Annotated in this window: 16 protein-coding genes; 15 read left to right on the plus strand and 1 reads right to left on the minus strand. The window is 59.5% G+C overall.

The window, feature by feature from the left end; genetic code table 11:
- Positions 1–53 precede the first annotated feature (53 nt).
- The 5 genes from ACO6EE_RS03410 (at position 54) to ACO6EE_RS03430 (ending at position 5599) form a co-directional block, all read left to right on the plus strand.
- A complete protein-coding gene (locus ACO6EE_RS03410; protein WP_485959239.1) occupies positions 54–848 on the plus strand; it encodes a 3'-5' exonuclease in 795 nt (264 codons plus the stop codon).
- 125 nt (positions 849–973) lie between these two features.
- Positions 974–1291: a hypothetical protein gene (locus ACO6EE_RS03415; protein WP_485959241.1), complete on the plus strand. Its 318-nt coding sequence runs from the start codon at positions 974–976 to the stop codon at positions 1289–1291.
- A gap of 257 nt (positions 1292–1548) precedes the next feature.
- Positions 1549–2835, plus strand: a complete 1287-nt coding sequence (hemL, locus tag ACO6EE_RS03420) for a glutamate-1-semialdehyde 2,1-aminomutase (RefSeq protein ID WP_485959243.1) — start codon at positions 1549–1551, stop codon at positions 2833–2835.
- 134 nt (positions 2836–2969) lie between these two features.
- Positions 2970–3854, plus strand: a complete 885-nt coding sequence (galU, locus tag ACO6EE_RS03425; RefSeq protein WP_485959245.1) for a UTP--glucose-1-phosphate uridylyltransferase GalU — start codon at positions 2970–2972, stop codon at positions 3852–3854.
- A gap of 164 nt (positions 3855–4018) precedes the next feature.
- Positions 4019–5599 (plus strand): inorganic phosphate transporter, encoded by a 1581-nt coding sequence (locus ACO6EE_RS03430; RefSeq protein ID WP_485959247.1) that lies wholly within the window; start codon positions 4019–4021, stop codon positions 5597–5599.
- 122 nt (positions 5600–5721) lie between these two features.
- Here ACO6EE_RS03430 and pdxH read toward each other — a convergent pair whose 3' ends face one another.
- Positions 5722–6354, minus strand: a complete 633-nt coding sequence (gene pdxH / locus ACO6EE_RS03435; protein WP_049259363.1) for a pyridoxamine 5'-phosphate oxidase — start codon at positions 6352–6354, stop codon at positions 5722–5724.
- Positions 6355–6480: 126 nt separating this feature from the next.
- Between pdxH and hemA the strand changes: the two genes are divergently transcribed.
- The 10 genes from hemA to ACO6EE_RS03485 all read left to right on the plus strand — a co-directional run bounded on the left by hemA (position 6481) and on the right by ACO6EE_RS03485 (position 18606).
- The gene (hemA, locus tag ACO6EE_RS03440) at positions 6481–7737 is read left to right on the plus strand and encodes a glutamyl-tRNA reductase (protein ID WP_485959248.1); all 1257 of its coding nucleotides are present in this window, start codon (positions 6481–6483) and stop codon (positions 7735–7737) included.
- 157 nt (positions 7738–7894) lie between these two features.
- Complete coding sequence (locus ACO6EE_RS03445) at positions 7895–8491, plus strand: LolA family protein (protein ID WP_485959249.1); 597 nt, start codon at positions 7895–7897, stop codon at positions 8489–8491.
- Between the two features lie 92 nt (positions 8492–8583).
- On the plus strand, positions 8584–10239 hold the full coding sequence (locus ACO6EE_RS03450) for an ApeI family dehydratase (protein ID WP_485959250.1): 1656 nt from the start codon (positions 8584–8586) through the stop codon (positions 10237–10239).
- Positions 10232–12544 (plus strand): MMPL family transporter, encoded by a 2313-nt coding sequence (locus ACO6EE_RS03455; RefSeq protein WP_485959252.1) that lies wholly within the window; start codon positions 10232–10234, stop codon positions 12542–12544. Before ACO6EE_RS03450 ends, ACO6EE_RS03455 begins: the two co-directional genes overlap by 8 nt.
- Before the next feature lie 171 nt (positions 12545–12715).
- The gene (locus ACO6EE_RS03460) at positions 12716–14134 is read left to right on the plus strand and encodes a TIGR00341 family protein (RefSeq protein WP_485959254.1); all 1419 of its coding nucleotides are present in this window, start codon (positions 12716–12718) and stop codon (positions 14132–14134) included.
- Between the two features lie 163 nt (positions 14135–14297).
- Positions 14298–15542: an NAD(P)/FAD-dependent oxidoreductase gene (locus ACO6EE_RS03465; RefSeq protein WP_485959256.1), complete on the plus strand. Its 1245-nt coding sequence runs from the start codon at positions 14298–14300 to the stop codon at positions 15540–15542.
- An 83-nt stretch (positions 15543–15625) separates the two neighbouring features.
- The gene (gluQRS, locus tag ACO6EE_RS03470) at positions 15626–16537 is read left to right on the plus strand and encodes a tRNA glutamyl-Q(34) synthetase GluQRS (protein WP_485959258.1); all 912 of its coding nucleotides are present in this window, start codon (positions 15626–15628) and stop codon (positions 16535–16537) included.
- Positions 16538–16595: 58 nt separating this feature from the next.
- Positions 16596–17021, plus strand: coding sequence for a PACE efflux transporter (locus ACO6EE_RS03475; protein ID WP_485959259.1), 426 nt, complete (start codon positions 16596–16598; stop codon positions 17019–17021).
- Between the two features lie 123 nt (positions 17022–17144).
- Entirely contained in the window at positions 17145–17774 is a 630-nt protein-coding gene (gene rsmG, locus ACO6EE_RS03480) for a 16S rRNA (guanine(527)-N(7))-methyltransferase RsmG (protein ID WP_485959261.1), read from the plus strand.
- 58 nt (positions 17775–17832) lie between these two features.
- A complete protein-coding gene (locus tag ACO6EE_RS03485; RefSeq protein ID WP_485959264.1) occupies positions 17833–18606 on the plus strand; it encodes a ParA family protein in 774 nt (257 codons plus the stop codon).
- The last annotated feature ends 284 nt before the right edge of the window (positions 18607–18890 follow it).

The raw sequence follows: 18890 nt of genomic DNA on the forward strand, positions 1-18890 counted from the left end.
ACCCCAGCTTCGTGCCAAAATCCATGCCGTTCCCACCCTCAAAGCCGCCCATCATGACTCCGATTCTCGCCTTCGATATCGAAACCGTTCCCGATGCCAACGGCATCCGCCTGCTGCACGGTCTGCCGGCCGACGCGCCCGCTGCCGATGTGGTGGCTTGGGCGCAGCAGCAGCGCCGCGCCACGCACAACGGCAGCGATTTCATGCCCTATCATTTGCAGCAGGTAGTGGCCATTTCCTGCTGTATGCGCTGGGGCAGCGACAAAATCCATGTGGGCACCATCGGCGAAATCGGCGATAGCGAAGAAACCATCATCGCCAAATTTTTCGAGCTGATCGAAAACCACACTCCGCAACTGGTGAGCTGGAACGGCGGCGGCTTCGATCTACCCGTGCTGCATTACCGCGCCCTGATTCACGGCCTCTCCGCTGCCCGCTATTGGGACACCGGCGAGGGCGATTTCGGCGACAGCCGCGACTTCAAGTGGAACAACTACATCAACCGCTACCACAACCGCCATTGCGACCTGATGGACCTGCTCGCCCTCTACCAGCCCCGCGCCAGCGTGCCCTTAGACGACATGGCCAAGCTGTGCGGCTTCCCCGGCAAACTGGGCATGGACGGCAGCAAGGTGTGGCAGGCCTTCCACGAAGGCCGCCTGCGCGAAATCCGCGACTACTGCGAAACCGACGCCGCCAACACCTACCTGATGTTTCAACGCTTCCGTTTGATGAGCGGCGCCGCTGATGCCGACGAATACGAAATGGAAATCCGGCGGCTCAAAGGCTACCTGAAAACCCAGGAAGGCAAAGTGCATTGGCAGGAGTTCCTGGCCGCATGGCGTTAAGACGCAAACCCAAAGGCTACCTGAAATTCAGGTAGCCTTTATCAGATGATTCCGCAATACACCACAACGGGTCGGCCATTCATGCCCGGCAAAACCACCAGCCACTAATTCTTCACCTCCCAAACATGGATTTCCTCTTTGAACTCCTGCTCCGCCTCGTCTTCCTCCCCATAGAAGCTCTGTTGGAGTGGATACTGGAAAACACATTCAGCCGACACCCGAAGCTCGCCTTCGGGCTCCTCTGCCTGTTTACGCCGTTGTGCCTTGCCCTCAGCCGGTGGCACTTCGGCACGCTGGTCTGGTATGCCTGTCTGCTTGCCCCGATAGCGGCCATGTTGCTGGCTCTGCCCGTTATCGGCTTGTGGCATGCTGTCAGTTGTGTGCGGTTGCGACACACTCCGCCCGTCGCCACCCTGAAAGCTGGCAAGCGTCGGAAACGCTGAGTCCAACCGATGCGGTGTCTGCTGAGAACAGCACAGATGGCTTTCAAGAGGCTACCTGAAAACGTAGCTTCAGCAAAAAGGGATGATGTCTGAGCCAGCCAAGGCTGAGTTCCTACCAAGCTAAAGTTTCAGGTAGCCTTGTTCGTATTCGCGGATCAATCCCTTCTGCCCGTATCATCTTTCAGGTAGCCTGCCCAAGCCCGCCACCGTAATCTGCTAAAATCTGCCTGTTTCTATTTTCCTCGCAAGGATTTCTCATGACCGACCGCAACGAACAACTCTTCACCCGCGCCAAAGCCGTGATTCCTGGCGGCGTGAATTCGCCTGTGCGCGCCTTCGGCAGCGTGGGCGGTGTACCGCGCTTTATTAAAAAGGCTGAGGGCGCTTTTGTGTGGGACGAAAACGGCAAACGCTATATCGATTATGTCGGTTCGTGGGGGCCAGCTATCGTGGGGCACGCGCATCCGGAAGTATTGGAAGTAGTACGCGAAGCGGCTTTGGGTGGGCTGTCGTTCGGCGCCCCCACTGAAGCCGAAATCGTAATTGCCGAAGAAATCTGCCGCCTGGTGCCCAGTGTGGAGCGGCTGCGGCTGGTAAGCTCCGGCACCGAAGCCACCATGTCGGCCATCCGTTTGGCGCGCGGCTACACAGGGCGCGACCAAATCGTGAAATTCGAAGGCTGCTACCACGGCCATTCCGACAGCCTGCTCGTGAAAGCCGGCAGCGGCCTGCTCACCTTCGGCCACCCTTCCTCCGCCGGCGTGCCCGCCGATTTCACCAAACATACTTTGGTGTTGGAATACAATAATGTAGCTCAGCTGGAAGAAACCTTTGCCCAAGCCGGCAACCAAATCGCCTGTGTGATTTTGGAGCCATTTGCCGGCAATATGAACCTGGTGCGCTCAACGCGCGAATTCATCCGTGCCCTGCGCGAGCTGACAGCCAAACACGGCGCGGTGCTGATTTACGACGAAGTGATGACCGGCTTCCGCGTGGCGCTTGGCGGTGCGCAGTCGCTGCACGGCATCACGCCGGATTTAACCACCATGGGCAAGGTGATTGGCGGCGGTATGCCGCTGGCGGCCTTTGGCGGCAAGCGTGAAATCATGGACTGCATCTCGCCATTGGGCGGTGTGTATCAAGCCGGCACGCTCTCTGGCAATCCCGTGGCCGTGGCAGCAGGCTTGAAAACGCTGGAAATCATCCAGCGCCCGGGTTTCTACGAAAACCTCACCGCACACACCGAGCAGCTGGTGCATGGGCTGAAACAAGCGGCAGCACAAGCCGGCATCGCCTTCACTGCCGACAGTGTGGGCGGCATGTTTGGCCTGTATTTTTCAGGTAGCCTGCCGCAGAACTATGCCGATATGGCTGCCTCCAATATCGAAGCCTTCAAAACCTTCTTCCACGGCATGCTCGATCGTGGTGTATCCTTCGGCCCATCAGCCTACGAAGCGGCATTTGTGTCGGCGGCACACACGGAAGAACTGGTAGCGGAAAGCGTGGCAATCGCAGCAGATGTGTTGACACACATGGCTTCTTAATCCGCATGCGGTTTAAAGGCTACCTGAAACGAAACGCTGAGTTGACGCTTACGCTTTCAGGTAGCCTTTAAAACATCCTATGTCCAGCCACTGCTATAATGTGGCATCTTTCCAACCTATAACGAAGCAAAACCATGGAAAATCCCGTTCCAATTAAAAAAGCCGTCTTCCCCGTGGCCGGGATGGGCACGCGCTTTCTGCCCGCCACCAAGGCCAGCCCCAAAGAAATGCTACCGATTGTGGATAAGCCGCTGATTCAATACGCAGTGGAAGAGGCCGTAGCCGCCGGCTGCACCGAATTGGTGTTCGTTACCGGCCGAAACAAACGCAGCATCGAAGACCATTTCGACAAAGCCTACGAGCTGGAAACCGAACTGGAACAGCGCCACAAAACTTCGCTGCTCTCGCATGTGCGCGATATTTTGCCGCCCGATGTTACCTGCCTGTATATCCGCCAGGCCGAGGCCTTGGGCTTGGGGCATGCCGTGCTGTGTGCTCGCGCGGCGGTGGGCAACGAACCCTTTGCCGTGATTCTGGCCGACGACCTAATCAATGCGCCACAGGGCGCGATTACGCAGATGGCCGAGGTGTACCGCCAAACCGGTAACAGCGTGCTGGGCGTGGAAACCGTAGCGCCTTCGCAAACCGGCTCTTACGGCATCGTGGAAGTGTCGCCGTGGCAGCAATATCAGCGTATTCAAAGCATTGTGGAAAAACCGAAGCCGGAAGAAGCGCCGTCCAACCTGGCCGTGGTGGGGCGCTACATCCTCACGCCGCGCATTTTCTCCCTGCTGCAAACCGTAGGGCGCGGCGCGGGCGGCGAAATCCAGCTCACCGACGGCATCGCCAAGCTGCTGGAACACGAGCCGGTGCTGGCGCACGCTTTTGCGGGCAAACGCTACGACTGCGGCAGCAAGCTGGGCTACCTGGAAGCCACGCTGGTCTACGGGCTGAAACACCCAGAAACGGCGGAAGCGTTCCGCACGTTATTGCAGGAATACAGTCAGGCAAAAGTGTAGCAATCCGCCCATTCTGCATCTCAGGCTACCTGAAGCGCTGCTTTCAGGTAGCCTGTTTTTGCATGCAGCACAAATTGGTTTGGTATAATTGCGCCGTTTGTTCGGCTGCGGCATGAATTGCTGCGGCTACTGTATTCAACATTTTGTTTGTAAAGATTTTCATCATGGCCGGTTCTTCTGCCTCGCTGCGTTTGAAAAGCGTCAACTTCCTCGGTATGGCCTTGTTGTTCGGCATGTCCTGCTATTTCATCTATTGGGGGCTGGGCTATATACAACACCACCATTCCGCGCTGTTTATTCTCGCGGCGCTGTTCGGCATCTTTATGGCGTTCAACATCGGCGGCAACGATGTGGCCAACTCCTTCGGCACTTCGGTGGGCGCCGGTACGCTGAGCATCCCGCAGGCACTAGCTGTGGCGGCGGTGTTTGAGGTGAGCGGCGCGATGCTGGCCGGCGGCGGTGTGACCGACACCATCCGCAACGGCATTGTGGATTTGGGCAGCCTGTCGCTGGAGCCGGTGCAATTTGTCTACATCATGATGGCCGCGCTAGCTGCCGCCTCGCTGTGGCTGCTATTTGCTTCACAAAAAGGCCTGCCGGTGTCCACCACACATTCCATCATTGGCGGCATCGTGGGCGCAGCGATGGTTTTGGGCTTTTACAACAGCGGCTTGGCTGGCTTGAACATGGTTCGCTGGGAAAAAATCGGCGAAATTGCCATTTCCTGGGTGCTCTCGCCGCTCTTGGGCGGGGTAACTTCCTATTTGGTGTTTAAAAACATCAAAACCTATATCCTGGGCTACAACGTGGCCTCCAGCCGCCATGTGCAGCGCCTGCGCAAGCAGAAATTGGCCTACAAAAAAGAACACAAAACACGCTTTGAGCAGATGAGCGAATTGCAGCAGATGGCCTATACCGCCACCATCGTGCGCGATGCCCAGCTGTATAACGAAGGCAACTACCAGCCCGAAGAGCTGGCGTCCGACTACTATCGCCGCCTGCACGAAATCGACTGCCGCAAAGATGAAATCAACGCCTTCCGTGCCCTGCGACTGTGGGTGCCGCTGGCGGGCGCGGTGGGTGGCATGGTGATGGCCGCGATGCTGCTGTTTAAAGGCCTGAAACACCTCAACTTAGGCCTGAGCACGCTGGATAACCTGTTAATCGTCGGCATGGTGGGCGCGGTATTGTGGATGGGCACATTTGCCTACGCCCGCACCCTGAAAACCGGTGCCAACCTCGACCGTGCCACCTTCATCATGTTCAGCTGGCTGCAAGTGTTCACCGCCTGCTGCTTCGCCTTCAGCCACGGCTCAAACGACATCGCCAACGCCATCGGCCCGTTTGCCGCCATCATGGACGTGCTGCGCAGCGGCACCATCGGCAGCAGCGGCGACATTCCGCCGATTACCATGCTCACCTTCGGTGTGTCGCTGGTGGTGGGGCTGTGGTTTATCGGTCGGGAAGTGATTGCCACCGTGGGTGAAAACCTAGCCAAAATGCACCCCTCTTCCGGCTTCGTGGCCGAGCTATCCGCCGCCACCGTCGTGATGCTGGCCTCCGCACTGGGGCTGCCTGTATCCAGCACCCACATCCTCGTGGGCGCCGTGCTCGGCATCGGGCTGGTCAACCGCAACGCCAACTGGCGACTGATGAAGCCAATCGCCTTAGCTTGGGTAATTACCGTGCCAGCCGCCGGCCTACTGGCGTCGATTTGCTTTATTGTGCTGAACGCCGTGTTTTAGCGACAAAGACTACCTGAAAAGATCCTGGCATGTTTCAGGTAGCCTGCTGCTCGTACGACCCAGCTGTGAAAAGGCTACCTGAAAACCATTGTTCAGGTAGCCTTTCTCTTATTGCAGCCAAACTATGGCGCCAGCCGCTCTTTAATCCACTTATCGCCCTCCAGGCGATATTGGATACGGTCGTGCAGGCGGCTGGGGCGGCCTTGCCAGAATTCCACCCGGTCGGGAATCAGCAGGTAGCCGCCCCAGTGCGGCGGGCGCGGTACGTGCAGGGGGTGTTTCACCGCTTCGGCCGCTGCGCGTGCCACGATGATGCTTTTGCCGGCAATCACACTGCTCTGCTCGCTGGCCCACGCGCCCAAACGGCTGGTGTAGGGGCGGCTGGCGAAATATTCGTCTGAAGATTTGGCATCCAGTTTTTCCACCCGCCCTTCGGCGCGCACCTGCCGTTCCAGTTCCGGCCAGAAAAAGGTGAGCGCAGCAAACGGATGTGCCGCCAGCGCGCGGCCTTTGCGGCTTTGGTAGTTGGAGAAAAACACAAAGCCCCGGTCGTTCACCTCTTTCAACAGCAGGATACGGCTATTGGGCCGACCGGCCTCATCCACCGTGGCCACGCTCATGGCGGTGGGCTCTTTGGCGGCGGAATGAATAGCTTCGTTCAGCCATTTTTCAAACTGCGGTAGTGGCGTATTGGCGCAATCGGCCTTGGAAAGCTCCTGTTTGCTGTAGTCTTCGCGGATATTGTGCAAATCCATCGGTTTCTCCTTTCTCAAATTGCTAACTGATAAATACTATCATCTTGAAGTTATTAAAAGATTTTATTCACCATCCAGTGCGGTTTGGCTATAATAGCGCAGTTTCGGTTTTTGGGATAATCCGCCATGCAGCTTACCGCCATCGGCTTGAATCACCAAACCGCTCCGTTGAGCATACGCGAGCGGTTAGCTTTTGCTGCCGCCATGCTGCCTGAAGCATTGCGTGAGCTGGTGGGCAGCCGCACGGCTGAAGAAGCCGTGATTTTGTCCACCTGCAACCGCACCGAACTCTATTGCGTGGGCGAGCCGGACGATATTGTGCGCTGGCTGGCCGACTACCGCAAGATTCCCAACAGCACGCTGGAACCCTACCTCTACCGCTACCAAACCGAAGCAGCCGTGCGCCATGCTTTCCGCGTATCTTGCGGGCTCGACAGCATGGTGCTGGGCGAGCCGCAGATTCTTGGTCAAATCAAAAACGCCGTGCGCGTGGCGCAGGAGCAGCAAACGGTGGCTTCCAATCTGCATGCCCTGTTTCAAAAAACCTTCGCCATTGCCAAAGAAGTGCGCACCAGCACGGCGGTGGGCGAAAATTCGGTGAGCATGGCTGCTGCCGCAGTGAAAATGGCCGCCCGCATTTTTCCCGATATCGGTGAATTGAATATTTTATTCGTGGGCGCGGGCGAGATGATTGAATTGGTGGCCACCCATTTCGCTGCCAAATCGCCACGCGGCATCACCGTGGCTAACCGCACCACCGAGCGCGCTCAAGAATTATGCAACAAGCTGGCCTCGCCTGCCTCCGCCTGCCCGTTGAGCGAACTGCCGCAGCGGTTGCACCAATACGACGTGATTGTGTCCTCCACCGCCAGCCAGCTGCCGATTATCGGCAAAGGCATGGTGGAACGCGCCCTGCGCGAACGCCGCCACCGCCCCGTTTTCCTGCTCGATTTGGCCGTACCGCGCGATATCGAAGCCGAAGTAGTCGATTTGGGTGATGCCTATCTTTATACGGTAGACGACATGATGCAGGTAGTGAGCAGCGGCCAGGCCGCCCGACAGCGTGCCGCCGCCGAAGCCGAGCAGATGGTGGATAGCAAAGTGGCCGAATTCATGAGTTGGCAGCGCCGCCGCCAAAGCGTGCCGCTGATCCGCTCCCTGCGCGATGAAGGCGAACGTGCCCGCCAACAAGTGCTCGACAACGCCACCCGCCTGCTGGCCAAAGGCGTGCCCGCTGAAGAAGTGCTTGAGCGGCTTTCGGTACAGCTCACCAACAAACTCCTGCACGCTCCCACCAGCGCGCTTTCCAAAGTAGACAATCAAACCGCCCACCTCACCGAGGCCCTAGTGCAAGTGTATGGCTTGGATAAGCCGCGTTCTTAAAGGCTTGGTTGCCGGTCAGAAGAGGCTACCTGAAAAATTTCAGGTAGCCTCTTTACATATGCAAAACCATTGCATTTTCAGGCAAGCTCCCACACGCATTGCCCGCAAATCCACTATACTACGCCTCTCTTCCCACTCCACGCATAACCCCGGAACCATGAAAAAATTCCTCCTCAGCCTCCTCATCTCCCTTGCCGCCCTCCCTGTGCTCGCCTTCAGCACCGCCGAGCTCACCACGCAGCTGCAAGCCCAGCAGAGCGTGCAGGGCGGGTTTACCCAGCAGCGTTTTTTGCGCTCGATGGACAAACCCGTGCAAACCAGCGGCCGTTTTGCCCTGCGCCCCGGCCGCGGCCTGTTTTGGCATCTGCAAAAACCGTTTGACATGAAACTGCGCGTGCGCCGAGACGGCATCAGCCGCCAAGATGCGCAAGGGCAGTGGCGCGCCAACGGCAGCCAAACCGCGCAAGCGGCACAAGTGAAACTCTTCATGGCCGTGCTCGGCGGCGACACCGCCGAATTGCAGCGCCACTTCAACCTCGCCCTTTCCGGCAACGCCCAACAATGGCAGCTCACCCTCACCCCGAAAACCGCCGTGATGCGGCAGGTGTTCAACAAAATCGTTATCAATGGCGGCCAGCTGGTGCAGAAAGTAGAGCTGGACGAAAAACAGGGCGACCGCACTGTGATGCAGTTTAACCAGCTGCAAACCAACCAGCCGCTCAGCCCCGCCGCCCAGCAGGCCTTGGGCGAATAAACCAACCTGCAATTGCCGAGTTTATATTTTCGGGTAGCCTTTAAGGCTACCTGAAAGGCCACTTCTCCTTATCCAACATCCAATCCGAAACCATGCCCATACTCCCGCTTTTAAACCGTTCCCCCGATTCCCTGTTGGCCGAAGGCTGGACAGCCTCGCAGTTTTCCGCCGCCACGCTCTCGCTGGCCGCGCGTTTGCGTGCGCACAATGTGCAGGCAGCCGCGCTGTGGTTTGACGATGCGGCGCGGTTTGCTTCCGCGCTGCTGGCGGCGTGGCTGGCGGGGGCGGAGGTGTATCTGCCGCCGAATCTGGCGGAGGAAAACCGCCGCTGGGCGGAAGTGGGCGGGGCGGTGTGGCTGAGCGACGTGCCGGAAATTTCAGACGGCCTCTGGCTGTACGACGGGGCGGCGGAGCAGGCGGCCGCGCCGGCGGAAGCGTTGGAATGGCCGTCTGAAAACGTGCTGTATCTGAAAACTTCCGGCTCTTCGGGCGAGGCGAAAGTGGAAACCAAAACGCGCGCGCAGATGCTGGCCGAAGCGGCGACACTGGCCGAAAGGCTGCCTGAAAGCTGGCACGGCTTGGCTGCCGTGGGCAGCGTGAGCCCGCAGCATTTATACGGGCTGACTTTCCGCGTGTTCGTGTCGCTGGCGGCGGGCTGGGCAATCGGGCGGCGGCAGTGCGTGTATCCCGAATTGCTGCTGGCCGATTCGCGCCGCGAATGCGTGTGGATTGCCAGCCCTGCGTTGTTGAACCGTTTGGGCGAGGGGCGCGATTGGGCGCGGCTGCGGCAGAATGTGCGCGGCATCATCAGCGCAGGCGGGATGCTGCCGGAGGCCACCGCCGCGCTGCTGCAAGAGAAGCTGGGCTTTGCGCCGCACGATGTGTACGGCAGCACGGAAACCGGCGTGATCGCGCTGCGGCAGGGCGGCGAGTGGGAGCTGTTGCCCGAAGTAGAGGCTTCGGTAAACGCAGAAAACATTTTTCAGGTAGCCTCGCCGTGGAGCGGCGGGGTGCGGCAAACCGCCGATGCGGTGCGGCTGGACGGCCGACGGCTGGAGCTGCTCGGCCGCCAAGACCGCATCATCAAGCTGGAAGACAAGCGCGTGTCGCTGGCGCAGCTGGAGCACGATTTGCTCGCCCACGACTGGGTGGCCGACTCACATTGCGCCCGCCATCCGCAGCACGGCCGGATTGCCGCCTGGGCGGCACTTTCCGCCGAGGGCATTGCCGCGCTGCGCGAGCAGGGGCGCGCCGCCGTGGTGCAAACCCTGAAACAGCATCTGGCCAAAACGCAAGACACCGCCGCGCTGCCGCGCTATTGGCGTTTCGCCGCCGCCCTGCCGCGCAATCCGCAGGCGAAAATCCGCGAACAGGATTTTCAGACGGCCTTTACCGTGCCGCAAACCGCGCCGCAGTGGGCTTTGCTGCACGCAAACGAAGAAACGCGCGAATATGCGTTTGAAGGCACGGTGCCGCTGGATTTGGCTTATTTCGGCGGCCATTTCGCCGATTTCCCGCTGGTGCCCGGCGTGATCGAAGTGCAGTGGGCGATGGATTTGGCGGCGCAGTTCGACTGGGGCAGAAAAACGGTGCAACACATCGAAAACCTGAAATACCAGCACTTTGTGCGCCCGCACGACACCGTGCAGCTCACGCTGCGGCACGACGCGGCGAAAAACAAAATCCATTTCGCCATCAGGCAGGGCGACACGCCTTGCGCTTCGGGCAGGGTGGCGCTGCATGACTAGGCTCGCGTGGCTGTATGCCCTGCTGCTGGCCTTCGCCGCCGCATGGCTGGGCTGGGGGATAGCGCAGGGAGGCCGTCTGCAAACCGACCTCACCGCGCTTCTGCCCGCCGACGCGCAGGTAGACGCGGTGTGGCGCGCGGCAGACGAAGCGGGTGAAAAACAGCTCAACGGCCAAATCCTGCTCTTGGTGGGCAGCGAAGATGCCGACCGCGCCTTCGCCGCCGCCGAACAAGTGGCCGACCGCTGGCAGCAAAGCGGCCTATTCGCCGCGGTGGACAGCCGCTTAAACCCCGATTTGGCACAACTGCGGCAGGAAATCGGCCGCCTCGGCGTGAACGCCCTGCCGCGCGAACAGCAGCAGCTGCTCTTGCACGACCCCGCCGCCTATTTCCAACAGCGCGCCGAAGACGCGGCCAACCCGTTTGCCGCGCAAATCGTGCCGCTGGAAGACGACTGGCTCGGCTTCGCCCGCTTCGTGCAGCAAAAACAGCCCTCCAGCCGCCTGCAATGGCACAGCGGCAACGGCATGATGTATAGCGAACAAGACGGCATCACTTGGGTGTGGCTGCGCGCCAGGCTACCTGAAAAAGCCGCCGCCGATCAGGCCGAACGCCTGCTGCCGCTCTTGGCCGACTCCCGCGCCCAAGCCGAGCGCGGCGGCTACCGCCTCTTGGCGGCGGGCGGCGCATTGTTTGCCGCCGAAGCCAAAACCCAATCCGAACGCGAAAGCGGCCTGATGTCCGCCATCGGCCTGTCGCTCACCTTCGCCCTGCTGCTGGCCGTGTTCCGCAGCCTGCGCGTGTTTGCGCTGGCGCTGCCGCTGGGCGCGGGCATGCTGCTCGGCGCGGCGGCGGTGGTGGGCGCGTTCGGGCAGATTCACATCCTCACCGTCGTGATCGGCACCAGCCTGGTGGGGATGCTGGTGGACTTCCCGCTGCACTGGCTCACGCCCTCGGTGTTTTCTCCCGACTGGGCGGCCAAAGAGGCCATGCGCCGCGTCCTGCCCGCCTTCCTCGCCGGACTGGGCATCACCGCCACCGGCTACCTGCTGCTCGCCTTCACCCCGCTGCCCGTGCTGCGCCAAACTGCCGTGTTTTCCGTGGCCGCGCTCGGCGGCGCGTTTGCCGCCACCGTGCTCCTGCTGCCGCCGCTGTTTCACGGCTACCACCCCCGCGCCGCTCGGTTTGCCGCCGCCATGCACAAACTCGCCGCCGCCCGCCTGCACTGGCTGCTCCTGCCCATCCTGCCGCTGGCCGCCGCAGGCTACCTGAAAACCGATTGGCGCGACGACATCCGCGACTGGGCGGCCTTATCGCCCCAACTCATCGCCGAAATGCGCCAAGTGGCCGACATCAGCGGCAACGACACCGGCGGCCGCAGCATCCTCGTGCAGGCCGACAACGCAGACGAACTCTTGCGCCGCAGCGCACAAGTGGAAGCCGCCCTGCAACCCTTGGCAAGCAAAGGCAAAATTGGTGGTATACAGTCGCTCAACCAATGGCTGCTGCCCGCCGAAGAGCAGCAAGCCCTGCTCGCCCAACTGCGCCGCCTGGCCGAACAGCCCGCCCCGTCGGCCGATCCCATGCTCCAGCTCGGCCTGAAGCCCGACACCATCCAAACCGCCCTGCAACAAGCCGCCGCGCAGCCCGTCGTCCCGCTTGATCAAGCCTTAAGCGGGCAAACCGCCGAAGCCTGGCGCACTCTCTATCTGGGCAACATCCAAGGCCAAGAAGCCGCCCTCGTGCGCGTGCAAGGCCTGAACGATGCCGCCGCCGTGCAAACCGCGCTCTCCGCGCTGCCCTGCAACCAAGGCGGCACCTGCGCCCGGCTGGTGGACAAACGCGCCCGGCTGAACAAACTCTTCCGCCACACCCGCAACCACGCCGCCTGGCTCAAACTCGCCTCCTTCGCCCTGGCCTGGCTCGTGCTGTGGCGCATCTTCGGCGCACGGCGCGGCAGCCTCATCCTCGCCGTGCCGCTGATTTCCGCCGCCGCCACCGTCGGCCTGCTCGGCTGGCTCGGCCTGCCCGTCAGCCTGTTCGCCATGTTCGGCCTGCTCTTGGTGGCCGCCGTGGGCGCGGACTACGCCGTCTACGCCCTCACCGCCCGCGAAACCCCCGCCGCCAAACTCGGCGGCATCCTCCTCGCCGCCCTCACCACCGCCATCTCCTTCCTGCTGCTCGCCATCAGCACCACCCCCGCCGTCGCCGCCTTCGGCATCACCGTATCGCTTGGCGTGGGGCTGAACGTATTGCTCTCGGCCTGGCTACTGAAGAAGGAAGGCGCGGGGCGGGAGGCCGTCTGAAAAGGCTACCTGAAAGCGGGAGCTTCAACTAATGAATCGACATCTTGGCAAAGCTAAGGTTGGACTTCTGTAAAACTAAAATATAGCTTCTTATAAAAAGTGTGCCGCCTATCCTTGATCACAATTGTGAGGTAGCATTCAAAACAATCGTTAAAATTTGAGGATAAGAAAATGCAAGAACAGGAAAATAGTAAAAATCAGGAAGTACAAGACAATCACACAATGACCAAACTGCAAGATGTATTCAACCTTGCACATGACCAAGCTCATCCTGACAAAATCGATGCCGCCATCCGTGCCAATACGCGGGTATCTGGAACTAACATGTGGGTATTGATGTTTGCCATTGCCGTGGCGAGTATCGGTTTGAATGTAAACAGCACGGCGGTAGTGATTGGGGCGATGTTGATTTCTCCGTTGATGGGGCCGATCGTCGGTGTGGGTTACGGTGCCGCGGTAGGCGATACTGCACTGATCCGCCAAGCAGCACGCAATATTATTGTGTTCATCGCCATCAGTTTGGTTACCGCTACACTGTATTTCCTGCTCACTCCGCTGAAAGAGGCACAAAGCGAGCTTTTGGCACGTACCCAGCCAACCCTATGGGACGTGTTAATTGCCTTCTTCGGCGGTAGTGCAGGCATTGTGGCATTAACGCGCAAAGAAGGAGGCAATGCCATCCCGGGTGTGGCAATTGCCACTGCACTGATGCCGCCCCTGTGTACTGCGGGTTACGGATTGGCACACGGTAACTGGCACTATTTTTTCGGTGCTTTTTATCTGTTTGCCATCAACTGCGTGTTCATCGCTTTTTCCACCCTACTGTTTTCCAAACTACTTAAGCTGCCGCGCAGGGGGCTGGTAAGTGAGACCAAACGCAGACTGCACCGTATTATTATCACAGCCGTAGTGTTGACAGTGATGATTCCGAGCGGATATATGGCATCGGGACTAGTGCGTCAGGAGCTGTTTAATACCAAAGCCAACAATGCCATCGCCGCTGCACAACAGCAGGAAGGTTTTTTCGTGCTGCGTAAAATGGTGAACTACAAAGAACGCGCAGTCGGGCTGATTGTCAACGGAACAGGGAATGCCGAGAAAATTACCACTCTGCTGGTCACAAATCTGAAAGCGGCAGGTATAAAAGAACCGCAAGTGAAAGTAGTCTATGCGGGGGGCAGTGACACCAAAATTGAAGAACTGCTGGCAAGCCATAACAACTCGGTGCAGTTACAGAACAAGCTGGAAGAGCAGCAGGCCTACATCGATACCGTGCTGGCGGGCAAAACCACCAGTCCCGAAGACGTAGCAGTACTGAGGGAAATCAAAGCCCAATATCCGGAAGCCGAAAAAATCGTTGTTGGGCGCGGTTTGGTTTGGGAAAAAGCACAAACTGCACCCGCTACGCAGGAGCAGCCTGAGAGAGTTCAAAGCGAAGAAGCGGACGCAAGTAACAATATTGTTGTCTCCCTCGAATTCGACCAACCTCTGCCCGCCAAAGACCGCGAACGGTTACAGGCGTGGTTGAACCAGCGTTATGAAGGTACAGCGGTGCGCTTGTTGGTCAATACCAAAGTTTTGGACAAATAGGCCATCCCTCAAATATTTCGCCTGAACCCCGGAGGCTAGCTAGAACTTTTCAGGTAGCCTCCCCTAGTGTGCATTATGAATGACGAAACCCGCCCGCTACTACAAAAAGGCCGTCTGAAAGGCTACCTGAAACCCACACCCCCCATCCTTAAGGAGACCAAACATGCCCCAATCCTGCGATATCGCCATCATCGGCGCCGGCCCCTCCGGCGCAGTCGCCGCCGCCCTGCTGCTCAAACACGGTTTTTCCGTGTGCGTGCTCGAAAAACAGCATTTCCCCCGCTTCGTAATCGGCGAAAGCCTGTTGCCGCACTGCATGGAATTCATCGAAGAAGCCGGCTTCCTGCCCGCCGTAGAGGCCGAGCCCAGCTTCCAGTTTAAAAACGGCGCCGCCTTCACCTGGGGCAGCCGCTACACCTATTTCGACTTCACCGACAAATTCACCCCCGGCCCCGGCACCACCTACCAAGTGCGCCGCGAAATCTTCGATAAAATCCTGATCGACGAAGCCGCCAAACAAGGCGCGGACGTACGCTTCGGCCACGCCGTTACCGCCTTCGACAACAGCGGCGACACCGCCCGCCTCAGCGTGGAAACCGACAACGGCGAAACCTACGAACTCACCGCCCGCTTCGTGCTCGACGCCAGCGGCTACGGGCGCGTCCTCCCCCGCCTGCTCGGCCTCGACACCCCGTCCGACCTGCCCATGCGCGAAGCCCACTTCACCCACATCGACGACAACATCGCCGACCCCGATTTCGACCGCAGCAAAATCCTCATCTCCACCCACCCGGTGCACCGCGACGTATGGCTCTGGCTCATTCCCTTCGGCGACAACCGCTGCTCCATCGGCGTGGTCGGCCTGCCCGAACGCTTCGCCGGCCTGGGCGATTCCGAAGCCATCCTGCGCCGCTACGCCGCCGAAATCCCCATGCTCGCGCGCATTTTGGGCAATGCCCAATGGGAAAACGACTTCCCCTTCCGCCACATCAAAGGCTATTCCGCCAACGTCAAAACCCTGCACGGCCGCCACTTCGCCCTCTTGGGCAACGCCGCCGAATTCCTCGACCCCGTCTTCTCCTCCGGCGTCACCATCGCCATGCACTCGGCCAAACTCGCCGCCGACCTGCTCGCCCGCCAGCTCAAAGGCCAAGAAGCCGATTGGCAGCGCGAATTTGCCGAACCGCTGATGACGGGCGTCAACGCCTTCCGCACCTATGTGAACGGCTGGTATGACGGCAGCTTCCAAGATGCCATCTACGCCCCCAACCGCAACCCCGAAATCAGCCGCATGATCAGCTCCATCCTCGCCGGCTACGCCTGGGATACCGACAACCCCTACGTGGAAAAATCCGAACGCCGCCTCAAAGCCCTGGCCGAAACCGTGGGCGTACAGCAGTGCGAATAAGCGGATGAATTTTCAGGTAGCCTACATCCCGCACAAAGGCTACCTGAAAACCTGCCCCAACGCCGTTAAACCAAACCTTCCCCATGTATATCGGACGCTTCGCCCCCAGCCCCACCGGCCTCTTGCACATCGGCTCGCTGCTCACCGCCCTGGCTTCCTACGCCGATGCCCGTGCACAGGGCGGGCGCTGGCTAGTGCGGATGGAAGACCTCGACCCGCCGCGCGAAATGCCCGGCGCCGCCACCCATATCCTGCGCACCCTCGAAGCATTCGGCTTCGAATGGGACGGCGAAGTGGCCTACCAAAGCCGCCGTCACCATCTCTACCGCGCCGCCCTGCAAAGCCTGCAGCAAAGCGGCCTCGCCTACCCCTGCTATTGCAGCCGCAAACAATGGCACGCCCAAGCGCGGCAGGGCGTGGACGGTTTCGTTTACAACGGCGCCTGCGCACAGCTTGCCGCCCCGCCGCCCGAAGCCGCCGGCAGAGTGCCCGCCTGGCGGCTGCGCGTGCCCGATGAAACCATCGCCTTCACCGACGGCATCGTCGGCCATTATGCGCAAAACCTCGCCTGCGACATCGGCGATTTCGTCCTCCTACGCGCCGACGGCCTATGGGCCTACCAGCTCGCCGTGGTGGCCGACGATGCCGAACAGGGCATTACCCACATCGTGCGCGGGCAGGATTTACTCGTGTCCACCCCGCGCCAAATCTGGCTACAACGCTGCCTCGGCTTCCCCACCCCACACTACGCCCACCTGCCCCTGCTCACCAATGCCGAAGGGCAAAAATGGTCGAAGCAAACCCTCGCCCCCGCGCTAGACTTACAACACAAAGAAGCCCTGCTGCGCCAAGTGATGGGCTACCTGAAACTGCCACCCGCGCCCGCAGTGGATAAACCGCAAGAGCTGCTGAATTGGGCCGTGCAACACTGGCAGCTGCAAGCCGTGCCCACCCGGCCGATAGTGGCTGAGGCAGCAGTAGATAAGGCTACCTGAAACTTTCAGGTAGCCTCTGCGCTATAATATTTCTCCTCCCCCCCACGCGAGCCGAATCGTGAGCTTCTTCGAGCGTTTTATCCATGCCCTGTTGTTTGAAACCGGCGCGGTGCTGATTTCCGCCGTGGCCGTGCTGCTGTTTGGGCTTTCCCATGCCGGCACGGCGTTTGGCATGAGCGTGGCGGTGTCGGTAACGGCGATGGTGTGGAATTTCCTGTTCAACTGGGGGTTCGACAAGATCTTCACCGGCCGGCGCGAACGGCGCGGCTGGGGCGTGCGGATGCTGCAAACCGGCGCGTTTGAAGGCGGGCTGCTGTTTTTCACCACGCCGCTGATTGCCTGGTTTCTGCACATCAAGTTATGGCAGGCGTTGCTCACCGACATCAGCCTCACCCTCTTGATTGTGCTTTATTCTTTGGTTTACAACTGGGTGTTCGACCACATCCGCGCCTATTGGCTAGCCACTCGGCACAAGGTTTCCTAGCCGCCAGATTTTATTCTTTGTATAGATGGAGTAAAATCCGCCCAACACTCCAAACAGGCTACCTGAAACAGCCAAACCCTTTTCAGGTAGCCCTAATCTTTATTCGAAATTCACACAAGCAATATGGACAACAAACAACAACTGCAAGAAGGCCTTGCCGCCCTCGGCCTCAACCTTTCCACCGCCCAGCAGCTTTTGCTGCTCGAGCACGCTTCGCTGCTGCAAAAGTGGAACCGCACTTATAATCTCACCGCCCTGCGTCGCAACGACCAAATCATCAGCCGCCACATTCTCGACAGCCTCACCCTGCTGCCCTATGTGAAAGAGGCAAAAACCTTGATGGATGTAGGCTCCGGCGGCGGCATGCCCGGCATTCCCACCGCCATCTGCCGACCCGACCTGCAAATCACCCTGCTCGATGCCAACACCAAAAAAACCGCATTCCTGCAGCAAACCGTGATCGAACTGGGCTTGAGCAACGTTACCGTGGCCGCCGGCCGTGTGGAAACCATCTACGATAAAAAAGTAGACGTGGTCACCAGCCGCGCCTTTGCCGAGCTGGCCGATTTTGCCGCGCTCACCAAACACCTGCTCAATGAAAACGGCTATTGGGCCGCCATGAAAGGCGTGTATCCCTACGAAGAAATCGAGCAGTTGCCCGCGAATATCGAAGTGGTGTCTGTCGATAAGCTCGACGTACCCTTGCTGGAAGCCGAGCGGCATATGGTGATCATGCGCCCAAAGCGTGTATGAATCCGCAATTAGCCTGAATTTCCAGCTTCCCCAACCCTTCCCATAGAAAGGCCGGATGATGAGCGCTACCGTTATCGCCATAGCCAACCAAAAAGGCGGCGTGGGCAAAACCACCACCGCCGTCAATCTGGCCGCTTCCCTGGCCGAACGCAAACAGCGCGTGCTGGTGGTTGATCTCGACCCGCAGGGCAACGCCACCACCGGCAGCGGCATCGACAAAAGCAGCCTGCGCAGCGGCACTTATCAAGTGCTGCTCGAGCAGGCCGCAGCCGCCGATTCCCGCCTCAAAAGCCCGCACGGCCGCTACCACATCCTCGGCGCCAACCGCTCCCTGGCCGGTGCCGAAGTGGAGCTGATTCAGGAAATCGCCCGCGAGATGCGCCTCAAAACCGCCATCAAGCCGCTTTTGCCCGATTACGACTACATCCTCATCGACTGCCCGCCCACCCTCACCCTGCTTACCCTCAACGGCCTGGTGGCTGCCGACCGCCTCATCGTGCCCATGGTGTGCGAATACTACGCCCTCGAAGGCATTTCCGACCTCATCGCCACCGTGCGCAAAATCCGCAAAGCCATCAATCCCAAGCTCGACATCCTCGGCATCGTGCGCACCATGTACAACCCGCAAAGCCGCCTATCGCTGGAAGTGGGCGAGCAGCTGGAAAAACACTTCTCCCGCCTCGTGTTCAACACCATCATCCCGCGCAACGTGCGCCTGGCCGAAGCCCCCAGCCACGGCATGCCCGCCCTGGCCTACGACCCCAAAGCCAAAGGCAGCATCGCCTATCTGGAACTGGCCGATGAAGTCATCGCCCGCTGCAAAGCGGCTTAAAATCAGAGAGAAAGGCTACCTGAAAATTTCAGGTAGCCTCTTTTCCGTTTTTCCGTAGGGCGGGCAAGCCGTTGTCCGTGCAGAAAGCATATCCGCATCCGCTCAAACACAGCAATGCCGGAGCGAAAGTTATAGTGGATTAACAAAAATCAGGACAAGGCGGTGAGTCGCAGACAGTACACACGTTACGGCAAGGCGAGCCAACGCTGTACCGGTTTTTGTTAATTCAGGCATAAGTAACAAAAAAGGTGCTACTCATCATCAGAAACAGAGAAATAATCCTT

The sequence above is a fragment of the Eikenella sp. genome (assembly GCF_057315495.1).

Coding starts and splice junctions, on each gene's coding strand:
- ACO6EE_RS03410 (WP_485959239.1), top strand. CDS start 54: ATGACTCCGATTCTCGCCTTCGATATCGAAACCGTTCCCGATGCCAAC.
- ACO6EE_RS03415 (WP_485959241.1), top strand. CDS start 974: ATGGATTTCCTCTTTGAACTCCTGCTCCGCCTCGTCTTCCTCCCCATA.
- hemL (WP_485959243.1), top strand. CDS start 1,549: ATGACCGACCGCAACGAACAACTCTTCACCCGCGCCAAAGCCGTGATT.
- galU (WP_485959245.1), top strand. CDS start 2,970: ATGGAAAATCCCGTTCCAATTAAAAAAGCCGTCTTCCCCGTGGCCGGG.
- ACO6EE_RS03430 (WP_485959247.1), top strand. CDS start 4,019: ATGGCCGGTTCTTCTGCCTCGCTGCGTTTGAAAAGCGTCAACTTCCTC.
- pdxH (WP_049259363.1), bottom strand. CDS start 6,354: ATGGATTTGCACAATATCCGCGAAGACTACAGCAAACAGGAGCTTTCC.
- hemA (WP_485959248.1), top strand. CDS start 6,481: ATGCAGCTTACCGCCATCGGCTTGAATCACCAAACCGCTCCGTTGAGC.
- ACO6EE_RS03445 (WP_485959249.1), top strand. CDS start 7,895: ATGAAAAAATTCCTCCTCAGCCTCCTCATCTCCCTTGCCGCCCTCCCT.
- ACO6EE_RS03450 (WP_485959250.1), top strand. CDS start 8,584: ATGCCCATACTCCCGCTTTTAAACCGTTCCCCCGATTCCCTGTTGGCC.
- ACO6EE_RS03455 (WP_485959252.1), top strand. CDS start 10,232: ATGACTAGGCTCGCGTGGCTGTATGCCCTGCTGCTGGCCTTCGCCGCC.
- ACO6EE_RS03460 (WP_485959254.1), top strand. CDS start 12,716: ATGCAAGAACAGGAAAATAGTAAAAATCAGGAAGTACAAGACAATCAC.
- ACO6EE_RS03465 (WP_485959256.1), top strand. CDS start 14,298: ATGCCCCAATCCTGCGATATCGCCATCATCGGCGCCGGCCCCTCCGGC.
- gluQRS (WP_485959258.1), top strand. CDS start 15,626: ATGTATATCGGACGCTTCGCCCCCAGCCCCACCGGCCTCTTGCACATC.
- rsmG (WP_485959261.1), top strand. CDS start 17,145: ATGGACAACAAACAACAACTGCAAGAAGGCCTTGCCGCCCTCGGCCTC.
- ACO6EE_RS03485 (WP_485959264.1), top strand. CDS start 17,833: ATGAGCGCTACCGTTATCGCCATAGCCAACCAAAAAGGCGGCGTGGGC.